Genomic DNA, 24781 nt, shown 5'->3' with positions numbered 1-24781 from the left:
CGTGACTGAGATCGAGATCGGGCGCGGCAAGCGCGGCCGCCGGGCGTACGCCTTCGACGACATCGCCGTCGTCCCGAGCCGCCGTACGCGAGACCCGAAGGAGGTCTCGATCGCCTGGCAGATCGATGCCTACCGCTTCGAGCTGCCGTTCCTGGCCGCCCCGATGGACTCGGTCGTCTCCCCGGCCACCGCGATCCGCATCGGCGAGCTGGGCGGCCTGGGCGTACTGAACCTCGAAGGCCTGTGGACGCGGTACGAGGACCCGCAGCCGCTGCTCGACGAGATCGCCGAGCTGGACGCGGACACCGCGACCCGCCGCCTCCAGGAGATCTACGCCGCTCCCATCAAGGAGGAGCTGATCGGGCAGCGCATCAAGGAGGTGCGCGACTCGGGCGTGGTCACCGCGGCCGCCCTGTCGCCGCAGCGCACGGCCCAGTTCTCCAAGGCCGTCGTGGACGCGGGCGTGGACATCTTCGTCATCCGCGGTACGACGGTGTCGGCGGAGCACGTCTCCGGTGCCGCCGAACCGCTGAACCTGAAGCAGTTCATCTACGAGCTCGACGTCCCGGTGATCGTCGGCGGCTGCGCCACGTACACCGCGGCCCTGCACCTGATGCGCACGGGCGCGGCCGGTGTCCTGGTCGGCTTCGGCGGCGGCGCCGCGCACACCACACGCAACGTGCTGGGCATCCAGGTCCCGATGGCCACGGCGGTGGCGGACGTCGCCGCCGCTCGCCGCGACTACATGGACGAGTCCGGCGGTCGGTATGTGCACGTCATCGCGGACGGCGGCGTCGGCTGGTCCGGCGACCTCCCCAAGGCCATCGCCTGCGGCGCCGACTCGGTGATGATGGGCTCCCCGCTGGCCCGCGCCACGGACGCACCCGGCAAGGGCCACCACTGGGGCATGGAGGCGGTCAACGAGGAGCTGCCGCGCGGCAAGAAGGTCGACCTCGGCACCGTCGGCACCATCGAGGAGATCCTGACCGGCCCCTCGCACATCCCCGACGGCTCCATGAACATCTTCGGCGCCCTGCGCCGCGCCATGGCCACCACCGGCTACAGCGAGCTCAAGGAGTTCCAGCGCGTCGAGGTGACGGTCGCGGACTCCCAGCACAAGCGGTGACACCGCGCTCGGCTTAGACCGACGAAGGGGCCCGGTCACTCCACGTGTGTGGGTGACCGGGCCCCTTCGCGTGTCCAAGTGGCCCTGGTGGGGCGCGTTTTACGGCGGGGGCGCATGGTTGCGTTCGGGGCGAATGCGCGGCTGACCGCCGTATCGAGGCGATAGTGTCCGTGTCCGGCGCCCCAGTTGTTGGGGGCGCCCCCTTCCAAGGAAAAGGTTCCGGACCCCGGGCGTCGGGGCCCGGCCCGAGTTCCAACGTGCCGCCCACCGGGCCTCTGGGTGGCGTCGTGGAAGGGGGCGCCTATGGGCCGCCACCGCAAGCCCACCCACTGGGACCGGATCCGTCTGCGGATGGTGAAGTGTCGGAGGAGGTGGATCTTGCGGATTTTCGGATGGTGAGCGGCCACCCCTACAACCATTAGGGGTGGACACTCCGTGAACCATCCTGGAGCCTGCCGCAGTGTCCGCTGCGGTGGGCTCCACCTTTTTTGTACGGTACCGGATCCGCCGTCGGGCGGTGTGGTACCGGAGGAGGTGGATCTTGCGGATTTTCGGTTGGTGAGCGGCCACCCCCACACCAACTAGGGGTGGACACTCCGTGAACCATCCAGGAGCCTGCCGCAGTGCCCTCTGCGGTGGGCTCCACCTGTCCCCACGCTAGCGGTGCGGCCGCCCCGTACGCCACCAGCCCCAGGGGCACAGCCACCCGCACGCGCCCCCTTCACAACCTGTGCGCCGCCCCCGTAGGCGTAGCCCCCCGGGTGTCCAGGAGGAGCTGGGCCTTCACGGAGAGCCCCTGGAGGTCGTACGTGCGGTGCTGCTGGAGCAGGATCGTGAGGTCGGCGTCGGCGGCGGCCTCGTAGAGGGAGTCGGCGCGTGGGACGGGGCGGCCGAGGACGTTCCAGGCCGGGACGTGCGGGTCGTGGTAGCTGACGGTCGCGCCGAGCTCCATCAGACGCAGGGCGATCTCGTGGGCGGGCGTGCCCTGTTGGTCGGCGAGGTCGGGCTTGTAGGTGACGCCGAGGAGGAGCACGCGCGCGGCGCGGGCCGATTTCCCGTGCTCGTTGAGGAGCGTGGCGGCGCGCTGGATGACGTACCGCGGCATGTGGCTGTTGACCTGCTGGGCCAGTTCGACCATCCGGAGGGTGCGGCCCGAGTGGCCCGCCAGGTCGTGGGCGATTCCATGGCCGCCGACGCCCGGCCCCGGCCGGAACGCCTGGAATCCGAACGGCTTGGTCTCGGCGCAGCGGATGACGTCCCACAGGTCGACGCCGAGGTCGTGGCAGAGCACGGCCATCTCGTTGACCAGGGCGATGTTGACGTGCCGGTAGTTGGTCTCCAGGAGTTGCACGGTCTCCGCCTCGCGGGGGCCACGCGCGCGTACGACCTTGTCGGTGAGGCGCCCGTAGAAGGCGGCGGCCGATTCGGTGCAGGCGGGGGTGAGGCCGCCGATGACCTTGGGGGTGTTGGCGGGGGTGAAGTCGCGGTTGCCGGGGTCGACGCGGCTGGGCGAGTACGCGAGGTGGAAGTCGCGTCCCGCGCGGAGCCCGGAACCCTCTTCGAGGAGCGGTCGCAGGAAGTCCTCGGTGGTGCCGGGGTGCACCGGTGACTCCAGGATCACGGTGGTGTGCGGGCGCAGCCGCTCGGCGAGGGTGCGGGCGGCCGCGGCCACCTGGCCCAGGTCGGGTCTGCCGTCCAGGCCTTTTGGGGTCGGGGCGCAGATGACGGCGGTGCGGACGCGGCCGAGCTCGGCGGGGTTGGTGGTCGGCCGGAAGCCCCCCGAGAGCATCCGGCGCAGTTCGGCGGGGGTGAGCGAGCCGCCTTCCGGCCCGGTTTTGTAGCCGAGGGTGGGGATGCCGGCGGCGACGGCGGCCTGGGCCAGGGGCAGGCCGAGATGTCCGAGTCCGATGACGGCGAGATCTGCGGGCATGGCGTGGGCCGTCCTTCCCAATAACCGAAGCGGGACAGGTGCGCAAGCCCTGTGGACAGAACGGGCGAGCGCAATGTCAGACTAGGAGTAAATATGACCGATATGCGGGATTGGGTGGGCGAGTTTCCGGGAGTGTTGTCCACAGGCTGAGGGCGCGTGGTGGCCGATGACGGGCATCGCGGTCAGACTTTGGGGCAGGGGGACGTGAGCCGGGCGTCGCCGGACGGGTGCGGCCAGCGCGACAGACAGCGGGAGGCAGCGGTGAGGACAGCGACACTGGGGCCGGCGGAACGCGCCGAGTCCCTGGCGGGAATGGCCGAGCGCGAGCTGGATGTGCTGGTGGTGGGCGCGGGCGTGGTCGGCGCGGGCACCGCGCTCGACGCCGCGACGCGCGGCCTGACCACGGGCCTGGTCGAGGCACGTGACTGGGCGTCGGGTACCTCCAGCAGGTCCAGCAAGCTGATCCACGGTGGCCTGCGCTATCTCGAGATGCTCGACTTCGCTCTCGTGCGCGAGGCCCTGAAGGAGCGCGGACTCCTCCTCGGACGGCTCGCACCGCACCTGGTGAAGCCGGTGCCGTTCCTCTATCCGCTCCAGCACAAGGGCTGGGAGCGGCTGTACGCGGGATCGGGCGTCGCGCTCTACGACGCCATGTCGCTTTCGAGCGGCCATGGACGCGGACTGCCCACACACCGTCATCTGACCCGCGGCCACGCCCTGCGCGTCGCCCCGGCCTTGAAGAAGGAAGCGCTGGTCGGAGCGCTGCAGTACTACGACGCGCAGATGGACGACGCCCGCTATGTGGCCACCTTGGTGCGCACGGCGGCTGCGTACGGCGCGAAGGTCGCCAACCGCGCCCGCGTGACCGGCTTCCTGCGCGAGGGCGAGCGCGTGGTCGGCGCCAGGGTGCAGGACGTCGAGGGCGGCGGGGAGTACGAGATCCGCGCCAAGCAGATCGTCAACGCCACGGGCGTGTGGACCGACGACACCCAGGCCATGGTGGGGGAGAGAGGCCAGTTCCACGTACGGGCTTCCAAGGGCATCCACCTGGTCGTGCCGAAGGACCGGATCAACTCCTCGACCGGTCTGATCCTGCGCACCGAGAAGTCCGTCCTCTTCGTGATCCCCTGGGGACGGCACTGGATCATCGGCACCACGGACACCGACTGGGACCTCGACAAGGCTCACCCCGCGGCCTCCAGCGCGGACATCGACTATCTGCTGGAGCATGTGAACTCGGTGCTCTCGGTGCCCCTGACCCGCGACGACGTCCAGGGCGTGTACGCGGGGCTGCGGCCGTTGCTCGCCGGCGAGTCGGAAGCCACCAGCAAGCTGTCGCGCGAGCACACCGTGGCCCACCCGGTGCCGGGACTGGTGGTCGTGGCGGGCGGCAAGTACACGACGTACCGGGTGATGGCCAAGGACGCGGTCGACGAGGCGGTGCACGGCCTCGACCAGCGGGTCGCCGAGAGCGTCACCGAGGACACCCCGCTGCTCGGCGCCGAGGGATACCGGGCGCTGTGGAACGCGCGGGCGCGGACCGCCCAGCGCACCGGGCTCCATGTGGTGCGCGTGGAGCACCTGTTGAACCGTTTCGGAGCGCTCGCCGAGGAAGTCCTCGACCTCATAGCCGCCGACCCCGCGCTGGGCGAACCCCTTCCGGCCGCCGAGGACTATCTGAAGGCCGAGATCGTCTACGCCGCCTCGCACGAGGGCGCCCGGCACCTGGACGACGTGCTCACCCGGCGCACCCGCATCTCCATCGAGACCTTCGACCGCGGTACGCGCAGTGCCCGCGAGGCCGCCGAACTGATGGCGCCGGTCCTCGGCTGGGACAAGGACCAGATCGAGCGCGAGGTGGAGCACTACGAGAAGCGGGTCGAGGCCGAGCGGGAGTCCCAGCGCCAGCCGGACGACCTGACGGCGGACGCGGCGCGGCTGGGGGCGCCGGACATCGTGCCGCTCTGATCGGACTCCCTCTTTGACGGCCTCACCGGCCTGCCCCGGGAGTTCCGAGGACAGGCCGGGAACCGGGAGTTCCGAGGACAGGCCGGGAACCGGGAGTTCCCGGGACCTCCGGGGAATGTCACTCGAACGAGTGTCGGGAGCTGGGATCTTTGCTCGAAACCCGTCCGTTCTACTGGGTGCGGGGGCAGAACTCGGCGGAGAGCAGGGCGGGTTCGAGGTCCGGGTCTGCGATCCCGTCCGTGTTCACCCGGAAGGTGAGGACACGACGGCCGTCGACGGTGGCTGCGGTGCGCACGTAGCTGCCGGATATGCGGCCGTTGTGCCCCCACACCGTGGTGCCGCACGGCAGCTTCACGGGGTAGAGGCCCATGCCGTACAAGCCGTGTGCGGTACGGGTGTTGAGCATCTCGCGCAGTTGGCGGGACGGGAGCAGGTCGCCGGCGAGCAGGGCCGCGTAGAAGCGGTTCAGATCGGCGAGCGTGGTGACCAGCTCACCCGCCGCACCGGCCACGCGCGGGTCGAGGTCGGTGACGTCGGAGCCGTCGGCGGCGTACGCGCGGCCGTGCGGGGAGGGCAGCGAAGTGCGGGCGCCGGGGAAGGAGGTGTCCGTCAGACGGAGGGGGTTGATGATGCGCCGCTCGGCCTCGGTGGCGTACGAGTGGCCGGTGGCCTGGCGGATGACCAGGCCGAGCAGGACGTAGTTGGTGTTCGAGTAGGCGAATTGGCCGCGGGCGGCCGGAGGATGGGTGAGCGCGATGCGTACGGCCTGGCGCGGGGTGAGGGGGACGGCGCCCCTGGTGTCCGCGGTGAAGTCGAACAGACCGCTGGTGTGGGTGAGCAGGGAGCGCAGGGTCAGCCGTCGCCCGTCGTTGCCCGCCCCGCGCACCAGACCCGGAAGATGAGCGTCCACGGAATCGGACAGGGACAGCCGGTGCTCGGCGGCCAGTTGCAGCACCACGGTGGCGATGAACGTCTTGGTGATGCTGCCCGCGCGGAAGTGGTCGGCACGGGCGATTCCCTCGCCGGCACGGACGAAGCGCGCGCCGGAAGCGCCCGCGTCCGCAGGGCCCGAAACGCTTGAAGCGCCCGAAGTGTCACTGGCCAGCAGGGCCGCGGCGGGGGCTTTGCCGCGGGTGACGAGGAGGGGGAGAAGGCGGAGGAGCGCGCGGGCGGCATCCGTTGCCGGGGCGGCGGGTGTGTGCGAGCCCGCCGGGGTACCGGATGAGTCCTCTGGGGCACCGGATGGGCTCGCTGGGGCGCCGGACATGAGGGAGGTGAGGGAGTGACGGGCAGCCGAGGACATGGGGGAGTGGGAAGGGGAACCGGCTGGGATCAAGCCCGGCAGACCGGTCGGGGTCAGGGCAAGCAGTGTCAGGGACAGGGGTATGACCAAGAGTGTCCGAGGTGTCCGGCGCGGCGGCATCGGCGGTCCTTCCTTGTCGCGGCTCATCATGGGCGACGAACCTGTGCGGGCGACAGGCGGTCCGCAGGTGAGGGGCGTGCCGGTCGCCGGGGGTTGTCGCCCGAAGGGCCCCCTGGGCGCTGAGCGCTTGTCGGGTGAGGGACAATGGAGGCTCTGTCAGGGTGGGTTGCATGAGGGGACGCATGTCGGAGGCGGAGCGGGCGGGAGCATCCCGTCAGGACAAGAGCGAACGTCTCCTCGCCGGGCGCTACCGGCTGGGAGATGTTCTCGGCCGCGGCGGCATGGGCACGGTGTGGCGGGCCCAGGACGAAACGCTGGGGCGTACGGTTGCCGTCAAGGAGCTGCGGTTCCCGTCGAGCATCGACGAGGACGAGAAGCGGCGGCTGATCACGCGCACCCTGCGTGAGGCCAAGGCGATCGCGCGGATCCGCAACAACGGCGCGGTGACGGTCTTCGACGTGGTCGACGAGGACAACCGGCCGTGGATCGTGATGGAGCTCGTCGAGGGCAAGTCGCTCGCCGAGGTCATCCGCGAGGACGGCCTGCTCACGCCGAAGCGCGCCGCCGAGGTGGGGCTCGCGATACTCGACGTGCTGCGTTCGGCGCACCGCGAGGGCATCCTGCACCGTGACGTGAAGCCGTCGAACGTGCTGATCTCCGACGACGGCCGCGTCGTGCTGACCGACTTCGGCATCGCACAGGTCGAGGGCGACCCGTCCATCACCTCGACCGGCATGCTCGTCGGCGCGCCTTCGTACATCTCGCCGGAGCGGGCGCGCGGTCACAAGCCCGGCCCCGCGGCCGACCTGTGGTCGCTGGGCGGTCTGTTGTACGCGTCGGTCGAGGGCGTGCCGCCGTACGACAAGGGTTCCGCGATCGCGACGCTCACCGCGGTGATGACCGAGCCGGTGGAGCAGCCGAAGAACGCGGGTCCCCTGGAGAACGTGATCTACGGGCTGCTCGTCAAGGACCCCGCGCAGCGCCTCGACAACGAGCGCGCGCGGGCGATGCTCAGCGAGGTGATCCACGCCCCCGAGCCCAAGGAGACCGTGCCGGAGCCGGCGGACGCGACGAAGGTCGTGGCGCTGCCGCCGGTGCCGGACGAGGGACCGGGCAAGGGGAGTTCGGGCGGCACGAGCGGCTCGGGCGGCTCCGGAGCCAAGCGGGGCGAGGAGGCCGGGGAGCGGTTGCGCGGGGCGCTGCGTTCCGTGCGCAAGGCCGCCACGGCGGCCGGCGCGGCCACCGCGGCGGCAACGGCACGCGCGAAGTCAAGTGGTGCGAGCGGTGCGGGGAGTACGGCGGCATCCGGTTCGGTGGGGACGGAGGGGGCGGCTCCGAAGCCTCCTACGGCTCCGAAGGCTCCTACGGCTCCGAAGGCTCCTACGGCTCCGAAGGCTCCTGCGGTTTCTGCGGCTCCTGCGACTACGGCGAGCGTGGATGTGCCGAAGCCGGCCTCGGTGTCGGGGAAGCCCGGGGCTGCCACGCCGGGCCAGGGTGCCAAGGCGGCCGAGGCCTCCCGGAAGCCGGGCGCTCGCGACAGCGCGACGGTGGGCTTGAACTCCGGTTCTGTCGGCTCGAAAGAGTCCACGGGGTCGACGGGTTCCGCGGGTTCGACGGGTTCCGCGAGCTCGACGGGTTCGAGTGGTGCTGCCGGTACTACCGGTGCTGCCGGTGCGGCGCGGCAGGCCTCGGGGTGGCCCGTGGCGCCCGAGAGGCCGCCGCGGCCCGTGCCGCGGGCGGCGCTCACGGATGTGGTGCCGCGGCGGACGCTGGTGATCATCGCGGTGGTCGTGGCGCTCGCCGTCATCGGGACCGTGCTGGCCTTCATTTACGGGGGCGGTGACGACAGCGGGTCGAAGGGCAGCAAGAGCGGCGACACCAAGGCGGCCGCGTCCAGCGGGGTGACCGCGGGCAGCGGTGGCAAGGACGCGACCAGCGGCTCTCACACCGACAGTGGCGATAAGACGGACGGTGCCACCGGGTCGGCCGGGGACGGGAGTTCGGGCAGCACGCCGAGCACCGGTGCGTCGAGCGACGCCAGTGCGACGAACGGGACGAGCGGCGACGGCAAGGAGTCGGGCTCCACCGTCGTCTTGACGTACAAGGGCAGCCAGGGGTTCTCGATCGGGCTGCCCAAGGGGTGGAAGTACGTGTCGACGGAGGATGCGGGGGCCCGGTTCACCGGTCCCGACGGGCAGAAGCTCCTCGTCGGCTGGACGACCACGCCCAAGAGCGACCCCGTTGCGGACTGGAAGAACCAGGAGGGGTACATGACGCGCTCGCAGTACAAGCGGGTGCGCATAGAGAAGGTGGACTACCGCAACTGGAACACGGCCGACTGGGAGTTCACCTATCAGGAGGGCGGCACGAAGTACCGGACGATCGACCGCGGCTTCGTCGTCAACTCGCACATGGGGTACGGGCTGATGTACACGGCGAAGGCCTCCGACTGGGACAGCCAGCTGCGCAAGGACACCTGGCAGACGTTGACGGCGACGTTTGAGCCGAAGTCGTAGGGCTCACTATCACGTAGTGAGGTTCGAGAGGTTCGAGACGGTTCGCCCGGGGTGTCTGTTGTAGGGGTCGGTCACGGGGCGGTGACATCTCGCATCCCCGCTTTGTGGGTTGCCTCCGGCACGTATCGTGAGTGGTTGCGGACCGTACGAAGCCGTAACGGGACGCGAGGCGAACGGAATTGACCACCGGGCGGCCGGGGGAGGCATCGTGGACGACTATGCGGGACGGGTACTTGCCGACCGCTACCGCCTGCCGCGGCCGCCGTCCGACGAGTACGAACTCGCCGAGACGCGGGCCTTCGACACCTACAGCGGACAGGAAGTCCTGGTCCGGCAGGTGCCGTTGCCGGAGGTCGTCGAGGCGGAGGTGCTCGACGCGGACGGGTTGCCCGAGGGCTTCGTCGCGCGGGACGGAGGGGTGCGGCGCGCCTCCGCGCGGACCACGCGCCGGCCCACCGAACCCGCTGTGCGACGGGCGATCGAGGCCGCGCAGGCCGCCGCCCAGATTCCCGACCATCCCCGGCTGGACCAGGTCTTCGACGTGTTCGCCGAGGGCGGGTCGCTGTGGATAGTGAGTGAGTTGGTGCCCGCGCGGCCGCTGGCCGCGCTGCTCGCCGAGAAGCCGCTGAGTCCCTACCGGGCGGCCGAGGTCGCCGCCGATGTCGTCACCGCGCTGCGGGTGCTGCACGCGCACGGCTGGGTGCACCGCAACATCACCGCGCGCACGGTGCTCGTCTGCGACGACGGCCGTGTGATGCTGACCGGCCTGGCGGCCGGGGCCGCGGAGGAGGCGCTGTGCGGGTACGACCCGGTGCCGGTACGGGACTTCGAGGATTCCGGGGATTCCGGGGGTGACGGAGGCGCGGGCGCTGGTGTTTCCCCGCGTGGTGCGGGTGGTGCGGGTGGTGCGGGTGGTGCCGGGCCCGGTGGCGCGCGCCGTATGCCCGGGGCCGTGACCGGAGGCCTGCCCGGTGGGGTGAGCGGAGGTCTGCCCGGCGCGGGGGCCGGCGGAGCGACCGGCGGGGGCCCTGGCGGCTCGTTCGGCGCGGTGGTCGCCGGTGCGCAGGGGGCCGACGCCGAAGCCGCACGGCGGGCCGCGATCGAGGCGCGGGCCGAGAACGGTACTCCGGTGGGAGAGCCGCCCGCCGGAGGCGGAGCGGCCCTGGCACGCAGGGCACTGGAGACCGGGGGCGATGCGCGCGCGGCGCGGGCCGGGGCCATCGCCGCGTACCGTGCCGGAGCACGCGCCGCCGCCCGGGTGCACGAACAGCAGCGGGGCGGCCCGGCAGCCCTGCCCGCGCCCCGCCCTGTCCCGCAGCCCGACCCCTCCACTGCCTCCGCGCCGCCGGTCCAGGGCTCCGGGCAAGGGGTGGAGCAGCGGCCCGAGAACCCGCCACCCGGCCAGATCGCCGACCCGTACGGCGTCGGTGTGGGGCGCGCGGGCGCCTGGCACGGCGCCCAGCCCCGCCCCAGCGCCGGTACTGGCACTGATACCGGCACTGATACTGGTACCACCGGCAACGGTGGCAACGGCGGTCAGGGGCGTACGGCGCTCCCCGGCCCCGGCCCCGCAGCCGGAAACGGCATGAGCAGCGGCAGCGGCACCCCGATACCCCCGGGGCCCCAGGGCAACGGCACGCCCTCCCTCGTCCCCGCACCCGGGCAGCAGCCCACCCCCGCGACCTCCAACGGCCGTTGGGACGAGCTGGTCGCCGGTGCGCCGCCGCGCCGGGGTCCCGCCACCGCGCTCGCCGCGGAGCGGGCCCGGCAGACACGGATGGCCGTCGTCGGACCGGTGACGGAGCGATGGGCGCCGGAGCAGGCCGGGCCGGTGCACGAGAACTGGCAGTTGGCGGCGCCGATCGGGCCCGCGACCGATCTGTGGGCGCTGGGCGCGCTGCTCTTCCGGGCCGTGCAGGGGCACGCGCCCTACCCGGAGGAGAACACCGCCGAGCTGGTGCAGCTGGTGTGCGCGGAGCCGCCCGCGTTCGCCGAGGAGTGCGGGCCGCTGCGGCCCGTGGTGGAGTCGCTGCTGCGTCAGGACCCCATCGAGCGGATCGACTTCGAGGAACTGAGCGGCTGGCTGCGCTCGCTCGTGCGGTCCGCGCCCGAGCCCGAGGCGGGCACGCATGTCGTAGCGGCGCCCCCGGTCGACCCCAGCAGGCTGCCGATCGTACGGCGGCGGGGTGAGCTCGTCCGCAGGCGCCGCGCCGGACTGTCCGCGACCAGCCCGCACGCCCGCCACAAGCGCGCCAAGAACGACCGGCACGACCGGCACGACCGGCATGATCGGCGCGACCGACGTGATCGGCAGGCGAGGCCGGCCAGGGCGACGGGCTCGGCCCAGCCCCGAAAGCTGGGCCGGAACCTGGTCCTGCTGGTCCTGCTCCTGCTGGTCGCGGGAGTCGCGTACGCGATGGTCTTCCTGCCGAAGAAGACCGACCCGAACAGCGATGCGAACGGTCAGCGGACCGGCTCCGCGGGCCAGGTGAGCCCGGCACCCGGGAACTCCTCGGGCACGGGCGCCGATGGCAGTGCCAGCAGCCGGCCGCGCCCCGACCAGACCTCTCCCGGCACGGACACGAGTCCTTCGGGCGACTCCAGTTCGACGACCACGCAGTCCAACGACCCCACAGTCGCTCAGGGCTTCACGCTCCGCAAGGACTCCGAGGGCTTCCAGGTCGCCGTGGCCACCGGATGGAATCGCACGCCCAAGAACGGGCGCGGCCAGGTCGTCTACTCCCAGGGCGACTTCGAGCTCATCGTCGTCCCCGGACGGGACAGCACCGCGACGTACGGCAGTGATCCGCTGACGTACCAGCGGGAGCGGGAGAGCGAGCTGCAGCCGTTCCGCGACTCGACATGGGCCACCTCCAGCGGGATGCGGCGGATCGACGTGGGCGGACGGACCATGGCCGAGGGACAGTTCACCTGGCAGGACTCCGCGGGGCAGTCGCTGTATGTCCGCAATCTCGCGATCATCGTCGGCGGGCGCTACCACGTGGTGCAGGTACGCGGCCCGGAGGCCGAACGGGACGAGGTCACGCGGCTGTACGAGCAGGCGTCGGCGACGTATCAAGTCACCGGCTGAGCCACTTCCGTACTCATGTGGCGCTGAACGCCGGATGGTTCCCTCCCGTACTCGGAAGGGAGAACCGTCACAGTGCGGTCTCCGTACGACCCCGCTGGTTCCCTGCACGGGGACCGCTCTTTAGTCTGACCCTGTCAATACCATTGCGGGGAAACGTGAATCAAATGCAGGGCTTGCTCCTCGCGGGCCGCTACCGGCTTGTCGAATCCATCGGAAGCGGTGGCATGGGCCGGGTGTGGCGCGCGCACGACGAGGTGCTGCACCGCGCGGTCGCGATCAAGGAGCTGACGGCAGCGCTGTACGTGACGGAGAGCGACCGGGCCGTGCTGCTGGCGCGCACCCACGCCGAAGCGCGGGCCGCCGCCCGGATCAACCACTCGGCCGTCGTCACCGTGCACGACGTCCTGGATCACGACAACCGGCCCTGGATCGTCATGGAGCTGGTCGAGGGCAACTCGCTGGCCGACGAGGTCAAGGAGCAGGGGCGCGTCGAACCGGCCGAGGCGGCGCGGATCGGGCTGTGGGTGCTGCGCGCCCTGCGCGCCGCGCACTCCGCCGGCGTACTGCACCGTGACGTGAAGCCCGGGAACGTCCTTCTGTCCTCCGACCGACGGGTACTGCTCACCGACTTCGGGATCGCGCAGGTCGAGGGCGACACGACCATCACGCGCACCGGTGAGATCGTCGGTTCGGTCGACTATCTGGCGCCCGAGCGGGTGCGCGGCCACGATCCCGGTCCGTCCGCCGACCTGTGGGCGCTCGGCGCGACGCTGTACACGGCGGTGGAGGGGCGGTCGCCGTTCCGGCGCACCTCGCCGCTGACCACCATGCAGGCCGTGGTCGACGAGGAGCCCGCGCCGCCGCGCTACGCCGGTGCGCTCGGGCCCGTCATCACCGCGCTGCTGAACAAGGATCCCGCGGTGCGGCCCGGAGCGGAGGAGGCCGAGCAGATGCTGGCCGAGGCCGCCGAGGGGCGTCGGCCGAGCGCGGCGCAGGCGTATGTGCCGACGCAACACGTGGATACGAGCACCGTGGGGATAGGTGAACAGGGGGCGGCGTCCTACGGGATGGCGGCGCATGGGACGGCCGCATATGGGACGGCGTCGCACGGGACGGCGTCGCATGGTTCTGTGGCGCATGGTTCGGTGGCGCATGGGGTGACGCCGACGGTTCATGCGCCTGTGCCCGGGTCCATGAGCGAGGCCCCCGCTACCCCCAGGAAACGGCGTCGCGGTCGCATGATCGCCCTCGTCGTCGTCCTCGCCGCACTGATCGGCGGTGGTGGGGCCGTGGCCATGAACTACGTGAAGGGCTCGGGGACGGACCGCGCGGAGAGCGGCGCCTCGACCAGCACTAAGAAGCCCGGCAGCACGCCGACCGGTGGTACGCCGACGGGCAGCACGCCGACCGGTACCGGGGAGACCGAGCAGCCGGGCGGTGCCGTGCCCGACGGCTGGGTGCACAAGGACGACGTCGAGGGTTTCAGCCTCTCCCTGCCCAGCGACAGCTGGAAGCGCCAGGCCAACGGCAACCAGGTCGACTACACGCCCGACGGCGGCAAGCACTTCGTCCGTATCGCCATCGACGACTCGCCGGACTTCCCCACGCCGTACGCACACCAGCAGGACCTGGAACAGCAGTTGACCAAGCTGGTCGACTACAACCAGGTGCTTCTGCAGGCCAACACGTTCCGCGACTGTCCGGGCTCCCTGTGGGACTTCACCTGGACCGCGCTGCCGAAGCAGACGCCGTTCCCGGGCAAGCGCCGGGCGATCGAGCAGACGTATCGCAGCCGGGAGGGTGTCGAGTACGCGATCTACATGTCCGCGCCGGCGGCGGACTGGGCCACAGCGCGCCAGCAGTTCGACGTGATACTGCGCGGCTGGCTCCCCAAGACCTGACGGGTCCGGACTGGTCCGGAGTGGTCTGACGAGGCCGGATAACAGCCATCGCGGGAGCGGGAGCCCGGAGCGTATCCGTCCGGTGGGGCATGATGGGGCGCATGGGGACCGAGGGGGAGAACGTCCGTGTGATCGCGGGCCGCTACCGGCTGGAGGCCAGGATCGGGCGGGGCGGCATGGGCGTCGTCTGGCGCGCCACCGACCAACTGCTCGGCCGTCAGGTGGCGGTGAAGGAGCTCGCCCTCGACGACTCGCTCTCCGGCGAGGAGGCCCGGACGCAGCGCGACCGGACCCTGCGCGAGGCCCGCGCGGTCGCCCAGTTGCACCACCCGCACATCATCGTCGTGCACGATGTCGTCGAGGAGGACGAACGGCCGTACATCGTCATGGAGTTGATCGACGGCGGTTCGCTCGCCGAGCGGATCTCCGCCGACGGTCCGGTCGACGCGCGCGAGGCCGCCCGGATCGGCATCGCCCTCCTCGGCGCGCTGCGCCGCGCGCACGACGCGGGAGTCCTGCACCGTGACCTGAAGCCCGCGAACGTCCTGATGGAGGCGGGCACCGACCGCGTCGTGCTCACCGACTTCGGCATCGCCCAGGTCGCGGGCGCCACGACGCTCACCGAGAGCGGATCCTTCGTCGGCTCGCCCGAGTACACCGCGCCCGAGCGGATGTCCGGGGCCAGGACCGGCCCCGAGTCCGACCTGTGGTCGCTGGGCGCGCTGTTGTGCACGGTGTTGAGCGGTGAATCACCGTTCCGCCGGGACTCGTTGGGCGGCATCCTGCACGCCGTCGTCATGGACGAGATCCGCCCACCCGCCCAGGCGGCACCGCTGCTGCCCGTCGTACGGGGGCTGCTGGAGCGCGATCCGGAGCGGCGGCTCGACGCGGTGGAGGCGGAACGGCTGCTCAGTGCGTTCCGGGAGACGGGCCGAACGCCGCGGGCCGCGTCGGCCGGGTACACGCCGACGCAACGTGACGTACCGAAACGGAAGCCACCGGTCCAGTCGGCTTCGCACCCCTCTCCCGCACCGGTTCCTCCCCCTGCCGCCGCGCCCGACCGTGCGCCGAAGCGCTCGGCACGAGGCATGCTGGTCGTCGCGGCGCTCGTCGCCGCCGTGGCCGGGGCGGGCGTGTCGGCGGCGCTGCTGGTGAACGGCGACGGGGACGGCGGTGGGGGCGGTCGGTCGACTCCGTCCGCCCATTCGGCGCCGGGGACGTCCGTGAGCGCGTCGCATTCCCCGAGCGTGCCGGGCGTTTCGGGAGCGTCGGGGTCGTCGGCGTCGCCGAGTCCCGCACCCACGGTCACCGTCACCCGGCAGCAGACGCCGACCCCCTCCTCCCGTACGGCGCCTTCGGGGTACCAGATGGTGCACGATCCGAACGGGTTCTCGCTCGCGGTGCCCGACGGCTTCACGCGCGACCCGCAGGGCGAGCGGATCTTCTACATGTCGACGGGCCAGATCTTCCGGCTCGGCATCAAGGTGGCCGACCCCGAGACAGGAGGTCCGCTCGCGGTGATGCGGCGCGCCGACGCCGACGGGCCGTCCACGAACCCGGGCTACCACGACGGCACCGTCACCTCGACCACCCACGACGGACAGTCGGCCGCGCTCTGGGAGTTCACCTGGAACGGCTTCACCAAGGCGGAGGGCGCGCGGCACACGTACGACCTCTGCTGGGAGCAGGGCGGCCGGATGTACGACGTGTGGGTGTCGGCGCCGGTCAGCAAGGTGACGGAGGCGAAGGAGTACTTCGACGTGGCGCTGGACACGTTCACGGCGACTGCGACCGGCTGACGACGCCGACGACGCCGGCGAGGCTCACGGCAGTTCGGCCGCGCGAACGGGCGCGGCCGAACTGCCGTGTCCATGAGGTGAAAGGACCAGGAGGCAGAGGTCGAGGGAACGCCAAGCGAGTGAAGCGGGAGCCAGCGTGGCGTCTGGCTCCGTTGGTCACGGCTTCAGTTTGCCCGCGACCGCCTTGGCCAGCTTCGTCTTCGCCACCAGCAGCGCGAAGCGGTTCGCGGCACCGGGTGCGGGCTTCGCGTACCAGGGCAGGCCCCGGCGGCGCCACTTGGACGGTGCCAGATCCTTCGGGAGCCGGGGAAGGGGCACCGACCAGTCGGAGAGCCGCAGTTCGCCGCTCCAGGTGCCCTCGGAGAGGTCGGACACGGACACCCGGGCGGTGAAGGTGTCGCCGTGCGCGGTCCGGGTGACCGGGAAGGTGGCCGTCTCGCCGCTGTCGCTGCTCAGTGCCAGGATCAGCGGCCCGTCGGGGTATGCGCCGAGCGTCCACCGTCCGGTGATCTGCAGTTCGGTGGGGGTGCTGGCGTTCCAGCGGGCCGCCCCGATCTTCAGGTGCGACAGCACCTGGTGCTTCTTCTCGCCGAGGTCGATCGTGAAGTTGCCGTGCGGGTTGGTGGTGTACACCGTGAGGGGGCGGACGCCCCGCGCGGTGTCGATGACACGGGTGTCGGCCTTGCCGGACACGTCCTCGGCCCGCTTGCTGCCGATCCGCACCTCGCGCGACAGCCCCTGAGCGCCGACCGCCAGGGAGATGTCCCACAGCCCGTCACCGAGCGGCGCGCCGTCGGCGGCGGTGTCGATGTCGATGGAGGCCACGAATCCGGCCTTTTCGTAGGCGTAGTGGCCCTCGTCCTCGTCCGCGCCGAGGCCCGGGGTGGGGGTGTGCGTGACCGGGAGGCGGTATTCGGTCCCGTTGTCGCGCTCGCGCAGGACGAGTTCGGTGGTCACGTCCTTGGTCGCCACGCGGTGCAGATACGCGTGCCCGGCGAGGTGGAGCGTGGCGCCGCGCAGCTCGGCCAGGGAGACGTGGTGCCGGACGCCGACCTTGTCGGTGACGTCGTAGCAGATGTCGGGGACGGCGCGGGCGGGGTCGCGGAGGAAGGGGTAGCGGGCGTAGGCCCTGCCGTCCTCGATGAGGAGGGGGGTGGAGATTCCGCTCCTGCCCAGATCCTTCTCGAACTGGATCAGTTCGAGGATCTCGTCGAGCATCTGATGGCGTATGAGGTGCACCCGCAGCCGGGCCATGGCCGAGAGCTGGTCGTTCATCCCGTCGTGCCACACCCGGTCGATGATCTCGGCCATCCGGGCGAGGGTCTTCACCTGCTCGCTGCGGGCCTCGTGCACCAGGCAGCCCTTGAGGAGCACCTGCACCTCGACGGTCAGGTGACGGTGCGCCAGGTGGTCGCGGCCGATGCCGAACGGCACGTTCTCCAGCAGCAGGTCGACCATCGCGGAGAGGAACTGCAGCCGGGGCTCCGCGCCCACGGTGCGCGTGGTGACGTTGCCCCCGTCGTCCCGCAGGGTGCAGAACAGGCAGTCGTAGTCGGCGATCACGGAGACGCCCGACGCGTGCAGATAGGCCAGGGCCGTGAACGGCTGGTCCTCTCCGACGGGCAGGCCGGTCGCGAAACGCAGCTTGTGCCGCTCCAGCAGCTCGCGCCGGAACAGTTTCAGCGGGCTGAGGGTCCAGTACACACGGGAGTTGAAGACGTCGGTCTTCGGCTGATTGCGCTTGAACATGGAAGCAGGCATTCCGCGTCCGCCGACGCCCACCATTTTTCCGAGGACGATATCCGTGTTGTTCTTCTCCGCCATGGCGACCATGCGTTCCAGGGTCTCCGGGCCGACATAGTCGTCGGCGTCGAGAAAGAACACGTACTGCCCGCGCGCGAGTTCGAGCCCACGGTTTCGCGGGGAGCCGGGGCCGCCGGAGTTCTCCTGCCGCTCGACGTGTAGCAGGCCCGGGTACACGCTGGTCAGGCGTTCCAGCTCCGCCGAGGTCCCGTCGGTGGAGCCGTCGTCGACGATGATGACTTCCATCTGCTCTTGGCCGATGCTTTGCTCGGCGAGAGAGGAAACGCTGCGCGTCACGTAGGGCATCGCGTTGTAGGCAGCGATAATCACCGACACTGTGGGCACAGTCATCGTCACATTCTCCTGGGCAGGGCGGGGCACGCCTTGTTCTTTGACCGCATCGAAAACCGTGTGAGCGAGGTTCATTAGCGGGGGAGAAGGCGCCGACAGCGATGTGAACATACCGTGAGTTGCCAGTGCGTTCAACATGAATGATCCATGAAGCAGCAGCTCAGGCCGTGGTTAAGGTCACCATCACGATGGCCGATTTGCCCATCCTTGTCAGGAATACATTGTTCCGGTTCGTTGATGCCCGAGGGGTGCGGTCGCGAACTCCTGTATGCCGCTCGTAGCGACAAAGCACATGTAAAGCAGGGGTTGTCACTTTGTATAGCCCAGAAATCCAGTCCGCTTTTGCGACGGCGGGGCGTGGCTGCCCGAGCCCTGGCCGTGTGTGGGTGCTGTCGGTGGGTGTCCAGTGGGTGTCCCCGCGGCGGCCGGCGGGTGCCTGGTGGGAGCGCGGCCGGTACCTGGCGGACGTGATCGGTGACCAACTCGTGATCGCCGGGGCCACAACGCCCTGATCAGGTCATTCGTTGCCAGCGATCACTGGCGCCGTGTGTGTACTCCGTGAAAGCCGATTACCGACGGGTACCCAAAGCCCTCGCTCCGTCATACGCTGCGCGTCATGACGGACTCGCAGGCCTCGGAAAAGACCAGTACGGACAGGCCGGAAAAGACCGGTACGGACCAGCTGGAGAAGACCGGCACGGCCACCACTGGCACCAACCCCCTCGCCCCCGTCCCCGTGGGCGCCCGCACGGCCGCCGACGTGGTCACGCCCGAGCTGGTCGCACAGCTCACCAAGGGAGTGGTCGGTTCCGGACGGACCGCCAACCACACCCCGTTCACCGGCGAGAAGCTGGCCGACCTGCCCGAGTCCACCCCCGAGGACGTGAGAGCCGCCTTCGAGCGGGCTCGCGCCGCCCAGCAGGCCTGGGGCGCCACCCCCGTACGGCAGCGCGCCGCCGTGCTCCTGCGCTTCCACGACCTGGTGCTCGCTCGCCAGGCCGAGGTACTCGACCTCATCCAGCTGGAGACCGGCAAGGCCCGGCTGCACGCGCATGAAGAGGTCCAGGCCGTCGTCGTGGCCGCCCGCCACTACGGCCGCAGGGCGCCCGCGTACCTCCGCCCCAAGCGGCACGCCGGTGCCATGCCCACCCTCACCAAGGTCACCGAGCTGCGCCACCCGCGCGGCGTCGTCGGCCAGATCGCGCCCTGGAACTACCCGCTGGAGCTTTCGGTCGGCGACGCGCTGCCCGCCTTCGTCGCGGGCAACGCCGTCGTCATGAAGCCGGACACCGAGACCTGCCTCACCGCCCTCTGGGCGCGCGATCTGCTCATCGAGGCCGGGCTGCCCGCCGAGGTCTTCCAGGTGGTCATCGGGGACGGCCCGGTCGTCGGCCCCGAGGTCGTCAAGCACGCCGACTACGTGTCCTTCACCGGGTCCACGCGGACCGGCCGCGAGGTCGCCCAGGGCGCCGCCGCCCGCCTCATCGGCGTCTCCCTCGAACTCGGCGGCAAGAACGCCATGGTGGTCCTGGAGGACGCCGACATCGACAAGGCCGCCGCGGGCGCCGTCCGCGCCTGCTTCTCCTCGGCCGGCCAGCTCTGCATCTCCATCGAGCGGTTGTACGTCCACGAGTCCGTCGCCGACGCGTTCACGGAGCGCTTCGCCGCCCGCACCAGGGCCATGCGGCTCGGCACATCCCTCGCGTACGGGGCCGACATGGGCTCGCTGGTGGGGGAGCGGCAGCTGGAGACCGTGACGCGGCATGTGGAGGAGGCGGTCGCGAAGGGCGCGAAGGTCGTCGCCGGTGGCGTAGCCCGCCCGGACGTCGGCCCCTACTTCTACGAGCCCACCATCCTCGACGGCGTCGAGGCCCCGATGGCCGTCTGCAACGAGGAGACCTTCGGGCCCGTCGTCTCCCTCTACCGCTTCAAGACGGACGACGAGGTCGTCGAACTCGCCAACGCGACCCCGTACGGCCTCAATTCGTCCGTCTGGACGAAGGACGGGCGGCGCGGACGCGCGGTCGCGGCCCGGCTGCGCACCGGCACGGTGAACGTCAACGAGGGGTACGCGCCCGCGTACGGCAGCGTCCAGTCGCCGATGGGCGGCATGAAGGACTCCGGCCTCGGCCGCCGGCACGGTTCCGAGGGCATCCTCAAGTACACCGAGGCACAGACCGTCGCCCAGCAGCGGCTGCTGCCGATGGCGCCGTCGCTCGGCATGGACGACGAGAAGTACGCGCAGTTCATGAGCCGGAGTCTGAGGGTCATGAAGGCGCTGCGGCTCCGCTAGCGCCCCTTTGGGGGGGATCGTTCTCAACGAGGAGAGTACGTGTCGTACGACTACGACGTCATCGTCGTCGGCTCCGGCTTCGGCGGGTCGGTGACGGCCCTCAGGCTCACCGAAAAAGGCTACCGCGTAGGTGTGTTGGAGGCGGGCCGTCGCTTCACCCGCGACGCGCTCCCCAAGAACTCCTGGGACATCAAGAACTACCTGTGGGCTCCGGCGCTCGGCATGTACGGCATCCAGCGCATCCATCTGCTGGGCAACGTCATGGTGCTGGCGGGCGCCGGAGTCGGCGGCGGCTCCCTGAACTACGCCAACACCCTCTACGTACCGCCGAAGGCCTTCTTCGACGACCCGCAGTGGAAGGACATCACGGACTGGCAGGAGGAGCTGAAGCCGTACTACGACCAGGCCCGGCGCATGCTCGGCGTACGGCTCAACCCGACGATGACCCCCTCCGACGTCCACCTCAAGGCGGCCGCGCAGCGGATGGGGGTCGGCGACACCTTCCACATGGCGCCGGTCGGTGTCTTCTTCGGCGACGGACAGGACGCGGACGGGACGGCGAAGACCAGGCCCGGCGGCGAAGTGGAAGACCCCTACTTCGGCGGCGCCGGACCCGCCCGCAGGGCGTGCACCGAGTGCGGCGAGTGCATGACCGGCTGCCGGCACGGAGCGAAGAACACCCTCAACGAGAACTATCTGTATCTGGCGGAGAAGGCGGGCGCCGTCGTGCACCCGATGACGACCGTCGTCTCCGTCACCGACGACTCGCAGGGCGGATACGCCATCGCCACCCTGCCCACGGACGAGAAGCGCAAGGGCGCGGGGCGGACCTTCAAGGCGCGCAGGGTCGTCATCGCCGCGGGTACGTACGGCACGCAGACGCTGCTGCACCGCATGAAGGCGGGCGGCCAACTGCCCTACCTCTCCCCGAGGCTGGGCGAGCTGACCCGCACCAACTCGGAGGCGCTGGTGGGCGCGCAGACCGACAACCGCCGCTACCGCAAGGCGCACGGCACCCCCAGGGCCGACTTCACCCAGGGCGTCGCCATCACCTCCTCGATCCACCCGGACGAGAACACCCACATCGAGCCCGTCCGTTACGGCAAGGGCTCGAACGCCATGGGCGGCCTGTCCATCCTCCAGGTCCCGTACGCGGAGGGCTCGTCGAGGGTGGCGGGGTGGCTGGCGAACGCGGCGAAGCACCCGCTGCTCGTGCTCCGCTCGCTCTCCAACCGCCGCTGGTCGGAGCGCACCATCATCGGCCTGGTGATGCAGTCGCTGGACAACTCGCTGACGACGTATCTGAAGCCGAAGGGCGCGGGGAAGGGCTTGCTGACGGCCCGCCAAGGCCACGGCGCACCCAACCCCAAGCAGATCAGGGCCGCGTCGAAGGCCGCGTCCGCCGTCGCCGCCGAGATCAACGGCTTCGCGGGCAGCAACGTGGGCGAGCTGATGGGAACACCGCTCACCGCGCACTTCCTGGGCGGCTGCCCGATCGGCGACTCCCGGGAGACCGGCGTGATCGACCCGTACCACCGGCTGTACGGCCACCCGGGCATCTCGGTCGTCGACGGCGCCGCGATCTCCGCGAACCTCGGCGTGAACCCGTCGCTCACCATCACCGCCCAGGCCGAGCGCGCGATGTCGTACTGGCCCAACAAGGGCGAGGCGGACCCGCGTCCGGCGCCAGGTGCGGCGTACGAACGCCTCAAGCCGGTGGAGCCCCGCGACCCGGCGGTGCCGGCGGACGCCTTCGGCGCGCTGCGGCTGCCGTTCCTGGGGATGCCTACGGTGCCGCCGAAGCAGTGACTCCGTAACACCCTGTAACACCTTGACCCCCGGATACGCGAAGAACCTGCACCCCCCTCCGAGCGCAGGTCCTTCGCGTAGCCGTAGCCACTGGCTCCTTACGCGGCCGCGTCACCCGACTTGCGGCGACGCACCACGAACACCGCACCCGCACCGGCGACGACGGCGAGACCGCCGGCGAGCGCGATGGCCGGGAGGGCCGAGGAGGAACCGGTCGACGCGAGGCTGCCGGTGGCCGGGATCTCGTCGGCGCCGCCCTGCGGCTGCTTGCCGCCGGACGGCTTGTCACCCTTGCCCGGCTTGGCCTCGCCGGGGTTGTCGTTGCTGCTGCCGGCCGCGAGGACGGTCAGGTCGTAGAGCGCGAAGGAACTGTGGACGCAGTTCTTCTCCTGGTCCACGTAGCCACCGAAGCCGAGGGCGAAGCCGTCGCCGGCCGGGGCCTTCGCGCCAATGTTGACGCGGAGCTTGATGGCGACCGTCTGCTTGGCGTTCAGCTTGGTCTCGCCGAAGTAGAAGCCGTTGCCGACCTCGTCGGCGATGGAATCCCACGACTTGGTCGCGGGGTTGAAGTACTCGAGCTGGGCGTAGGTGCTCAGCCAGTCCTTCTCGTTGTCACTGTCCGAGTAGTTGTCGACGGTGGCGAGCCACTGGACCTGACCGAGGTCCTTGTCGCTGTGGTTGGAGGCCGTCAGCGAGAAGTTGTGCCAGCCGCTGCCTGCGACGATCTTGCCGGGCAGCCCGGAGACGGCCAGCGACAGCTGGGAGTCGGGGTCCACGCCGTTGCCGTCGACGGGGCAGGGGCTCGGCAGCTCCGTCGGCTCCGCGGACTGCGTCGGCGAGGCCGAGGCCGAGGCCGAAGGCTTGCTCGACTCGGTCGCGCTGGCGCTGGCGCTCGCGCTGCCGCTCGGAGCCGGGGCGGACTCGCTCGCCGACTCGGAGGCGGAGGAGGAGGCGCTCGGCGCGGGAGCGGAGTCGCTCGGCGACGCGGACGCCGACTCACTCGCGGACTCGGACACCGTCGTGCTCGGGGAGGAGCTCGCGTCCGTCGCGAACGCGGCCGGCGCCGAAAGCAGCGCCAGTGGGGCTATGGCTGCCGTCGCGGCCGCAACGGCCATGGCACGGCGAAGCTTCATGAAGACCTCGGAAGTCCGGTGTACCGCTGTGCCGCGGTACTCGTATGGGGTGAGGCCTCCGCGTGTGGGGCGCGGGTGTGGCCGTTGGTTCTGCAGGTGTGACGTGGGAAACCTGTAAAGGGTTGTGTCTCCATTCACAGAATTCTTATGTGTGCTGGGTCACACATGGATGTGGCTTGCGCGCAACCTTTCGATCGACTTAGAACTGACCTTCGTGTCTGACAAGCAGCCCGAAGGGGCGGGGGAGTTCGGGAAGTCCGGGGGGTCCGGGGAGTCCGGACAACCCTCCGTTCCCGATGACGTGTGGGAGCGGTTCGCCCGCGACACCGAACGCGACATCCGCGACTCGGCCCCGAAGGAGCCGTCCGCACGGGCGCGCATGGTGACGGAGCGGCTGCGCCGGCAGGACGCCCGCGGTGGCCTGCCGGACGGGTGGCGATCCGGCCCCGCTTGGCGGGAGATGGACGGTCGCGCGGCCCGTCGCCGCCGGCTGTGGGCGATCATCGGCCTGCCCGTCGCGATCGCCGTGGCGCTGGTGGCGGTGAAGCCGTCGTTGCTGCCCGGCGACCCCTTCGGAACATCGTCCTCGTCCGACGGCGCCGCGGCCGCCTCCCCGCTGCCGGCCGAAACCGCGCCCCCGACCGCCGCTCCTTCCAGCGCCGCGCCCGACACTCCCACGCTCGACAGGCCGTTCGCCGGATCGCCCGCCGAGCGCTGGGCCGACGGCGCCGCCGGCATCGTCGTACCGAAGGCCACGCCGGTCGGCTCGCTCACCCGGGCCCAAGTGGCCACCGCCCTGGAACAGACGAAGGCCCTGCTCGTCGGCGCGAACCTCAACCCTCGGACCCTGCGCGGCGAGCGCCCCGCGGCCGCGATCGCCACCCTCGACCCGAAGCAGCCCGGAATGCTCGACGATGTGAACAGCTGGCTGCGCGCACCGGACAAGAAGCATGATCCGCTGCTGCTCTTCAGCCGGTTCGATCCGGACGAAGTGCGGCTGGTCGGGGATGTGGTCAAGACCCGTGGCCGGATCACGTTCAAGGCGGGCAAGCACGCGTCTGTCGCCATCCACGCGGACTACACCTTCGTCTACCCCTTGACTCCGGCCGGCAAGGCGGCGAGCGGGACCCCGACGGCGGCCGCGAGCGGGGGCTCGAGCGGGGGCTCGACCGAAGTGGCCCGCACCATCGTGCGCCGCGTCCTCGACGTGGAGGTGTCCGACCCGAGGAAGTACCAGGTCACCCCCGGCAAGCTGTCGATCCTCCGGTACGACCAGGACCTCGGCAACACCGCGTGCGGCATCTACGACGGTTTCCTGCACCCACAGTTCTCGTCGTCCGACCCGACCGGCGCGGCTCCGACGGGGCCCACGACCGATCCGTACGACCGGAGCCGGGACATCGAGCACTCCGGAACGGAGTCGTGCGGCACGCTGTCCCGGACCTGACGCGCGGACGGAAAGACGCTGTTGGCGCATCCCGGTCGGCGTGGTGGGCGGTCTGGCCGGTGCCCCGGGGGCCATGGTGTGTGGCCCGGCGAATGTGACACTTGCGCGGCGAGTGTCACATTCCCGCGGCCGACCACCCGGCCGCAGCGGCTGCGCCAACAGCGTCGACGGAAACCGCGGGGCCCTTCTTC

Annotated in this window: 13 protein-coding genes; 9 read left to right on the top strand and 4 right to left on the bottom strand. The window is 70.8% G+C overall.

Annotation, left to right across the window (positions count from 1 at the left end; translation table 11 throughout):
• Position 1 precedes the first annotated feature (1 nt).
• Positions 2 to 1126: a GuaB3 family IMP dehydrogenase-related protein gene (locus OG747_RS17375; protein WP_168529730.1), complete on the top strand. Its 1125-nt coding sequence runs from the start codon at positions 2 to 4 to the stop codon at positions 1124 to 1126.
• 721 nt (positions 1127 to 1847) lie between these two features.
• Here the strand turns inward: OG747_RS17375 and OG747_RS17370 are convergent.
• Positions 1848 to 3056 (bottom strand): nucleotide sugar dehydrogenase, encoded by a 1209-nt coding sequence (locus OG747_RS17370; protein WP_405880263.1) that lies wholly within the window; start codon positions 3054 to 3056, stop codon positions 1848 to 1850.
• 261 nt (positions 3057 to 3317) lie between these two features.
• Between OG747_RS17370 and OG747_RS17365 the strand changes: the two genes are divergently transcribed.
• Positions 3318 to 5024, top strand: a complete 1707-nt coding sequence (locus OG747_RS17365; protein ID WP_405880262.1) for a glycerol-3-phosphate dehydrogenase/oxidase — start codon at positions 3318 to 3320, stop codon at positions 5022 to 5024.
• A gap of 169 nt (positions 5025 to 5193) precedes the next feature.
• On the opposite strand, the gene OG747_RS17360 is transcribed toward OG747_RS17365, so the two are convergent.
• On the bottom strand, positions 5194 to 6447 hold the full coding sequence (locus OG747_RS17360; RefSeq protein WP_405885576.1) for a serine hydrolase domain-containing protein: 1254 nt from the start codon (positions 6445 to 6447) through the stop codon (positions 5194 to 5196).
• 182 nt (positions 6448 to 6629) lie between these two features.
• On the opposite strand from OG747_RS17360, the gene OG747_RS17355 reads away from it, so the two are divergent.
• The 4 genes from OG747_RS17355 to OG747_RS17340 all read left to right on the top strand — a co-directional run bounded on the left by OG747_RS17355 (position 6630) and on the right by OG747_RS17340 (position 15754).
• A complete protein-coding gene (locus OG747_RS17355; protein WP_405885575.1) occupies positions 6630 to 8963 on the top strand; it encodes a serine/threonine-protein kinase in 2334 nt (777 codons plus the stop codon).
• A gap of 208 nt (positions 8964 to 9171) precedes the next feature.
• Complete coding sequence (locus tag OG747_RS17350) at positions 9172 to 12054, top strand: protein kinase (protein WP_405880260.1); 2883 nt, start codon at positions 9172 to 9174, stop codon at positions 12052 to 12054.
• 164 nt (positions 12055 to 12218) lie between these two features.
• Positions 12219 to 13955 carry a serine/threonine-protein kinase gene (locus tag OG747_RS17345; RefSeq protein WP_405880258.1) on the top strand — a complete coding sequence of 579 codons (1737 nt, stop codon included), beginning with the start codon at positions 12219 to 12221 and terminating at the stop codon, positions 13953 to 13955.
• A 101-nt stretch (positions 13956 to 14056) separates the two neighbouring features.
• Entirely contained in the window at positions 14057 to 15754 is a 1698-nt protein-coding gene (locus OG747_RS17340; protein WP_405880257.1) for a serine/threonine-protein kinase, read from the top strand.
• Between the two features lie 156 nt (positions 15755 to 15910).
• On the opposite strand, the gene OG747_RS17335 is transcribed toward OG747_RS17340, so the two are convergent.
• Positions 15911 to 17908: a glycosyltransferase family 2 protein gene (locus OG747_RS17335; protein ID WP_405880256.1), complete on the bottom strand. Its 1998-nt coding sequence runs from the start codon at positions 17906 to 17908 to the stop codon at positions 15911 to 15913.
• Positions 17909 to 18524: 616 nt separating this feature from the next.
• Between OG747_RS17335 and OG747_RS17330 the strand changes: the two genes are divergently transcribed.
• Entirely contained in the window at positions 18525 to 20201 is a 1677-nt protein-coding gene (locus tag OG747_RS17330; protein ID WP_405880255.1) for a succinic semialdehyde dehydrogenase, read from the top strand.
• 39 nt (positions 20202 to 20240) lie between these two features.
• The gene (locus OG747_RS17325; protein ID WP_405880254.1) at positions 20241 to 22010 is read left to right on the top strand and encodes a GMC oxidoreductase; all 1770 of its coding nucleotides are present in this window, start codon (positions 20241 to 20243) and stop codon (positions 22008 to 22010) included.
• 98 nt (positions 22011 to 22108) lie between these two features.
• On the opposite strand, the gene OG747_RS17320 is transcribed toward OG747_RS17325, so the two are convergent.
• Positions 22109 to 23143, bottom strand: a complete 1035-nt coding sequence (locus tag OG747_RS17320; protein WP_405880253.1) for an LPXTG cell wall anchor domain-containing protein — start codon at positions 23141 to 23143, stop codon at positions 22109 to 22111.
• 214 nt (positions 23144 to 23357) lie between these two features.
• Here OG747_RS17320 and OG747_RS17315 point away from each other — a divergent pair, with 214 nt between their 5' ends.
• The gene (locus tag OG747_RS17315; RefSeq protein WP_405880252.1) at positions 23358 to 24590 is read left to right on the top strand and encodes a hypothetical protein; all 1233 of its coding nucleotides are present in this window, start codon (positions 23358 to 23360) and stop codon (positions 24588 to 24590) included.
• Positions 24591 to 24781: the final 191 nt, after the last annotated feature.

Origin of the sequence: Streptomyces sp. NBC_01384 (assembly GCF_045040035.1) — a bacterium.
In the GTDB taxonomy this organism is placed as follows: Bacteria; Actinomycetota; Actinomycetes; order Streptomycetales; family Streptomycetaceae; genus Streptomyces.
This window is presented reverse-complemented; position numbering and strand designations above follow the sequence as displayed.

Excerpts from the sequence above, each read along its gene's own strand:
- OG747_RS17345 (WP_405880258.1), top strand. The coding sequence starts at position 12,219 with ATGCAGGGCTTGCTCCTCGCGGGCCGCTACCGGCTTGTCGAATCCATC.
- OG747_RS17360 (WP_405885576.1), bottom strand. The coding sequence starts at position 6,447 with ATGCCGCCGCGCCGGACACCTCGGACACTCTTGGTCATACCCCTGTCC.
- OG747_RS17340 (WP_405880257.1), top strand. The coding sequence starts at position 14,057 with ATGGGGACCGAGGGGGAGAACGTCCGTGTGATCGCGGGCCGCTACCGG.
- OG747_RS17370 (WP_405880263.1), bottom strand. The coding sequence starts at position 3,056 with ATGCCCGCAGATCTCGCCGTCATCGGACTCGGACATCTCGGCCTGCCC.
- OG747_RS17320 (WP_405880253.1), bottom strand. The coding sequence starts at position 23,143 with ATGAAGCTTCGCCGTGCCATGGCCGTTGCGGCCGCGACGGCAGCCATA.
- OG747_RS17335 (WP_405880256.1), bottom strand. The coding sequence starts at position 17,908 with ATGACTGTGCCCACAGTGTCGGTGATTATCGCTGCCTACAACGCGATG.
- OG747_RS17355 (WP_405885575.1), top strand. The coding sequence starts at position 6,630 with ATGTCGGAGGCGGAGCGGGCGGGAGCATCCCGTCAGGACAAGAGCGAA.
- OG747_RS17330 (WP_405880255.1), top strand. The coding sequence starts at position 18,525 with ATGACGGACTCGCAGGCCTCGGAAAAGACCAGTACGGACAGGCCGGAA.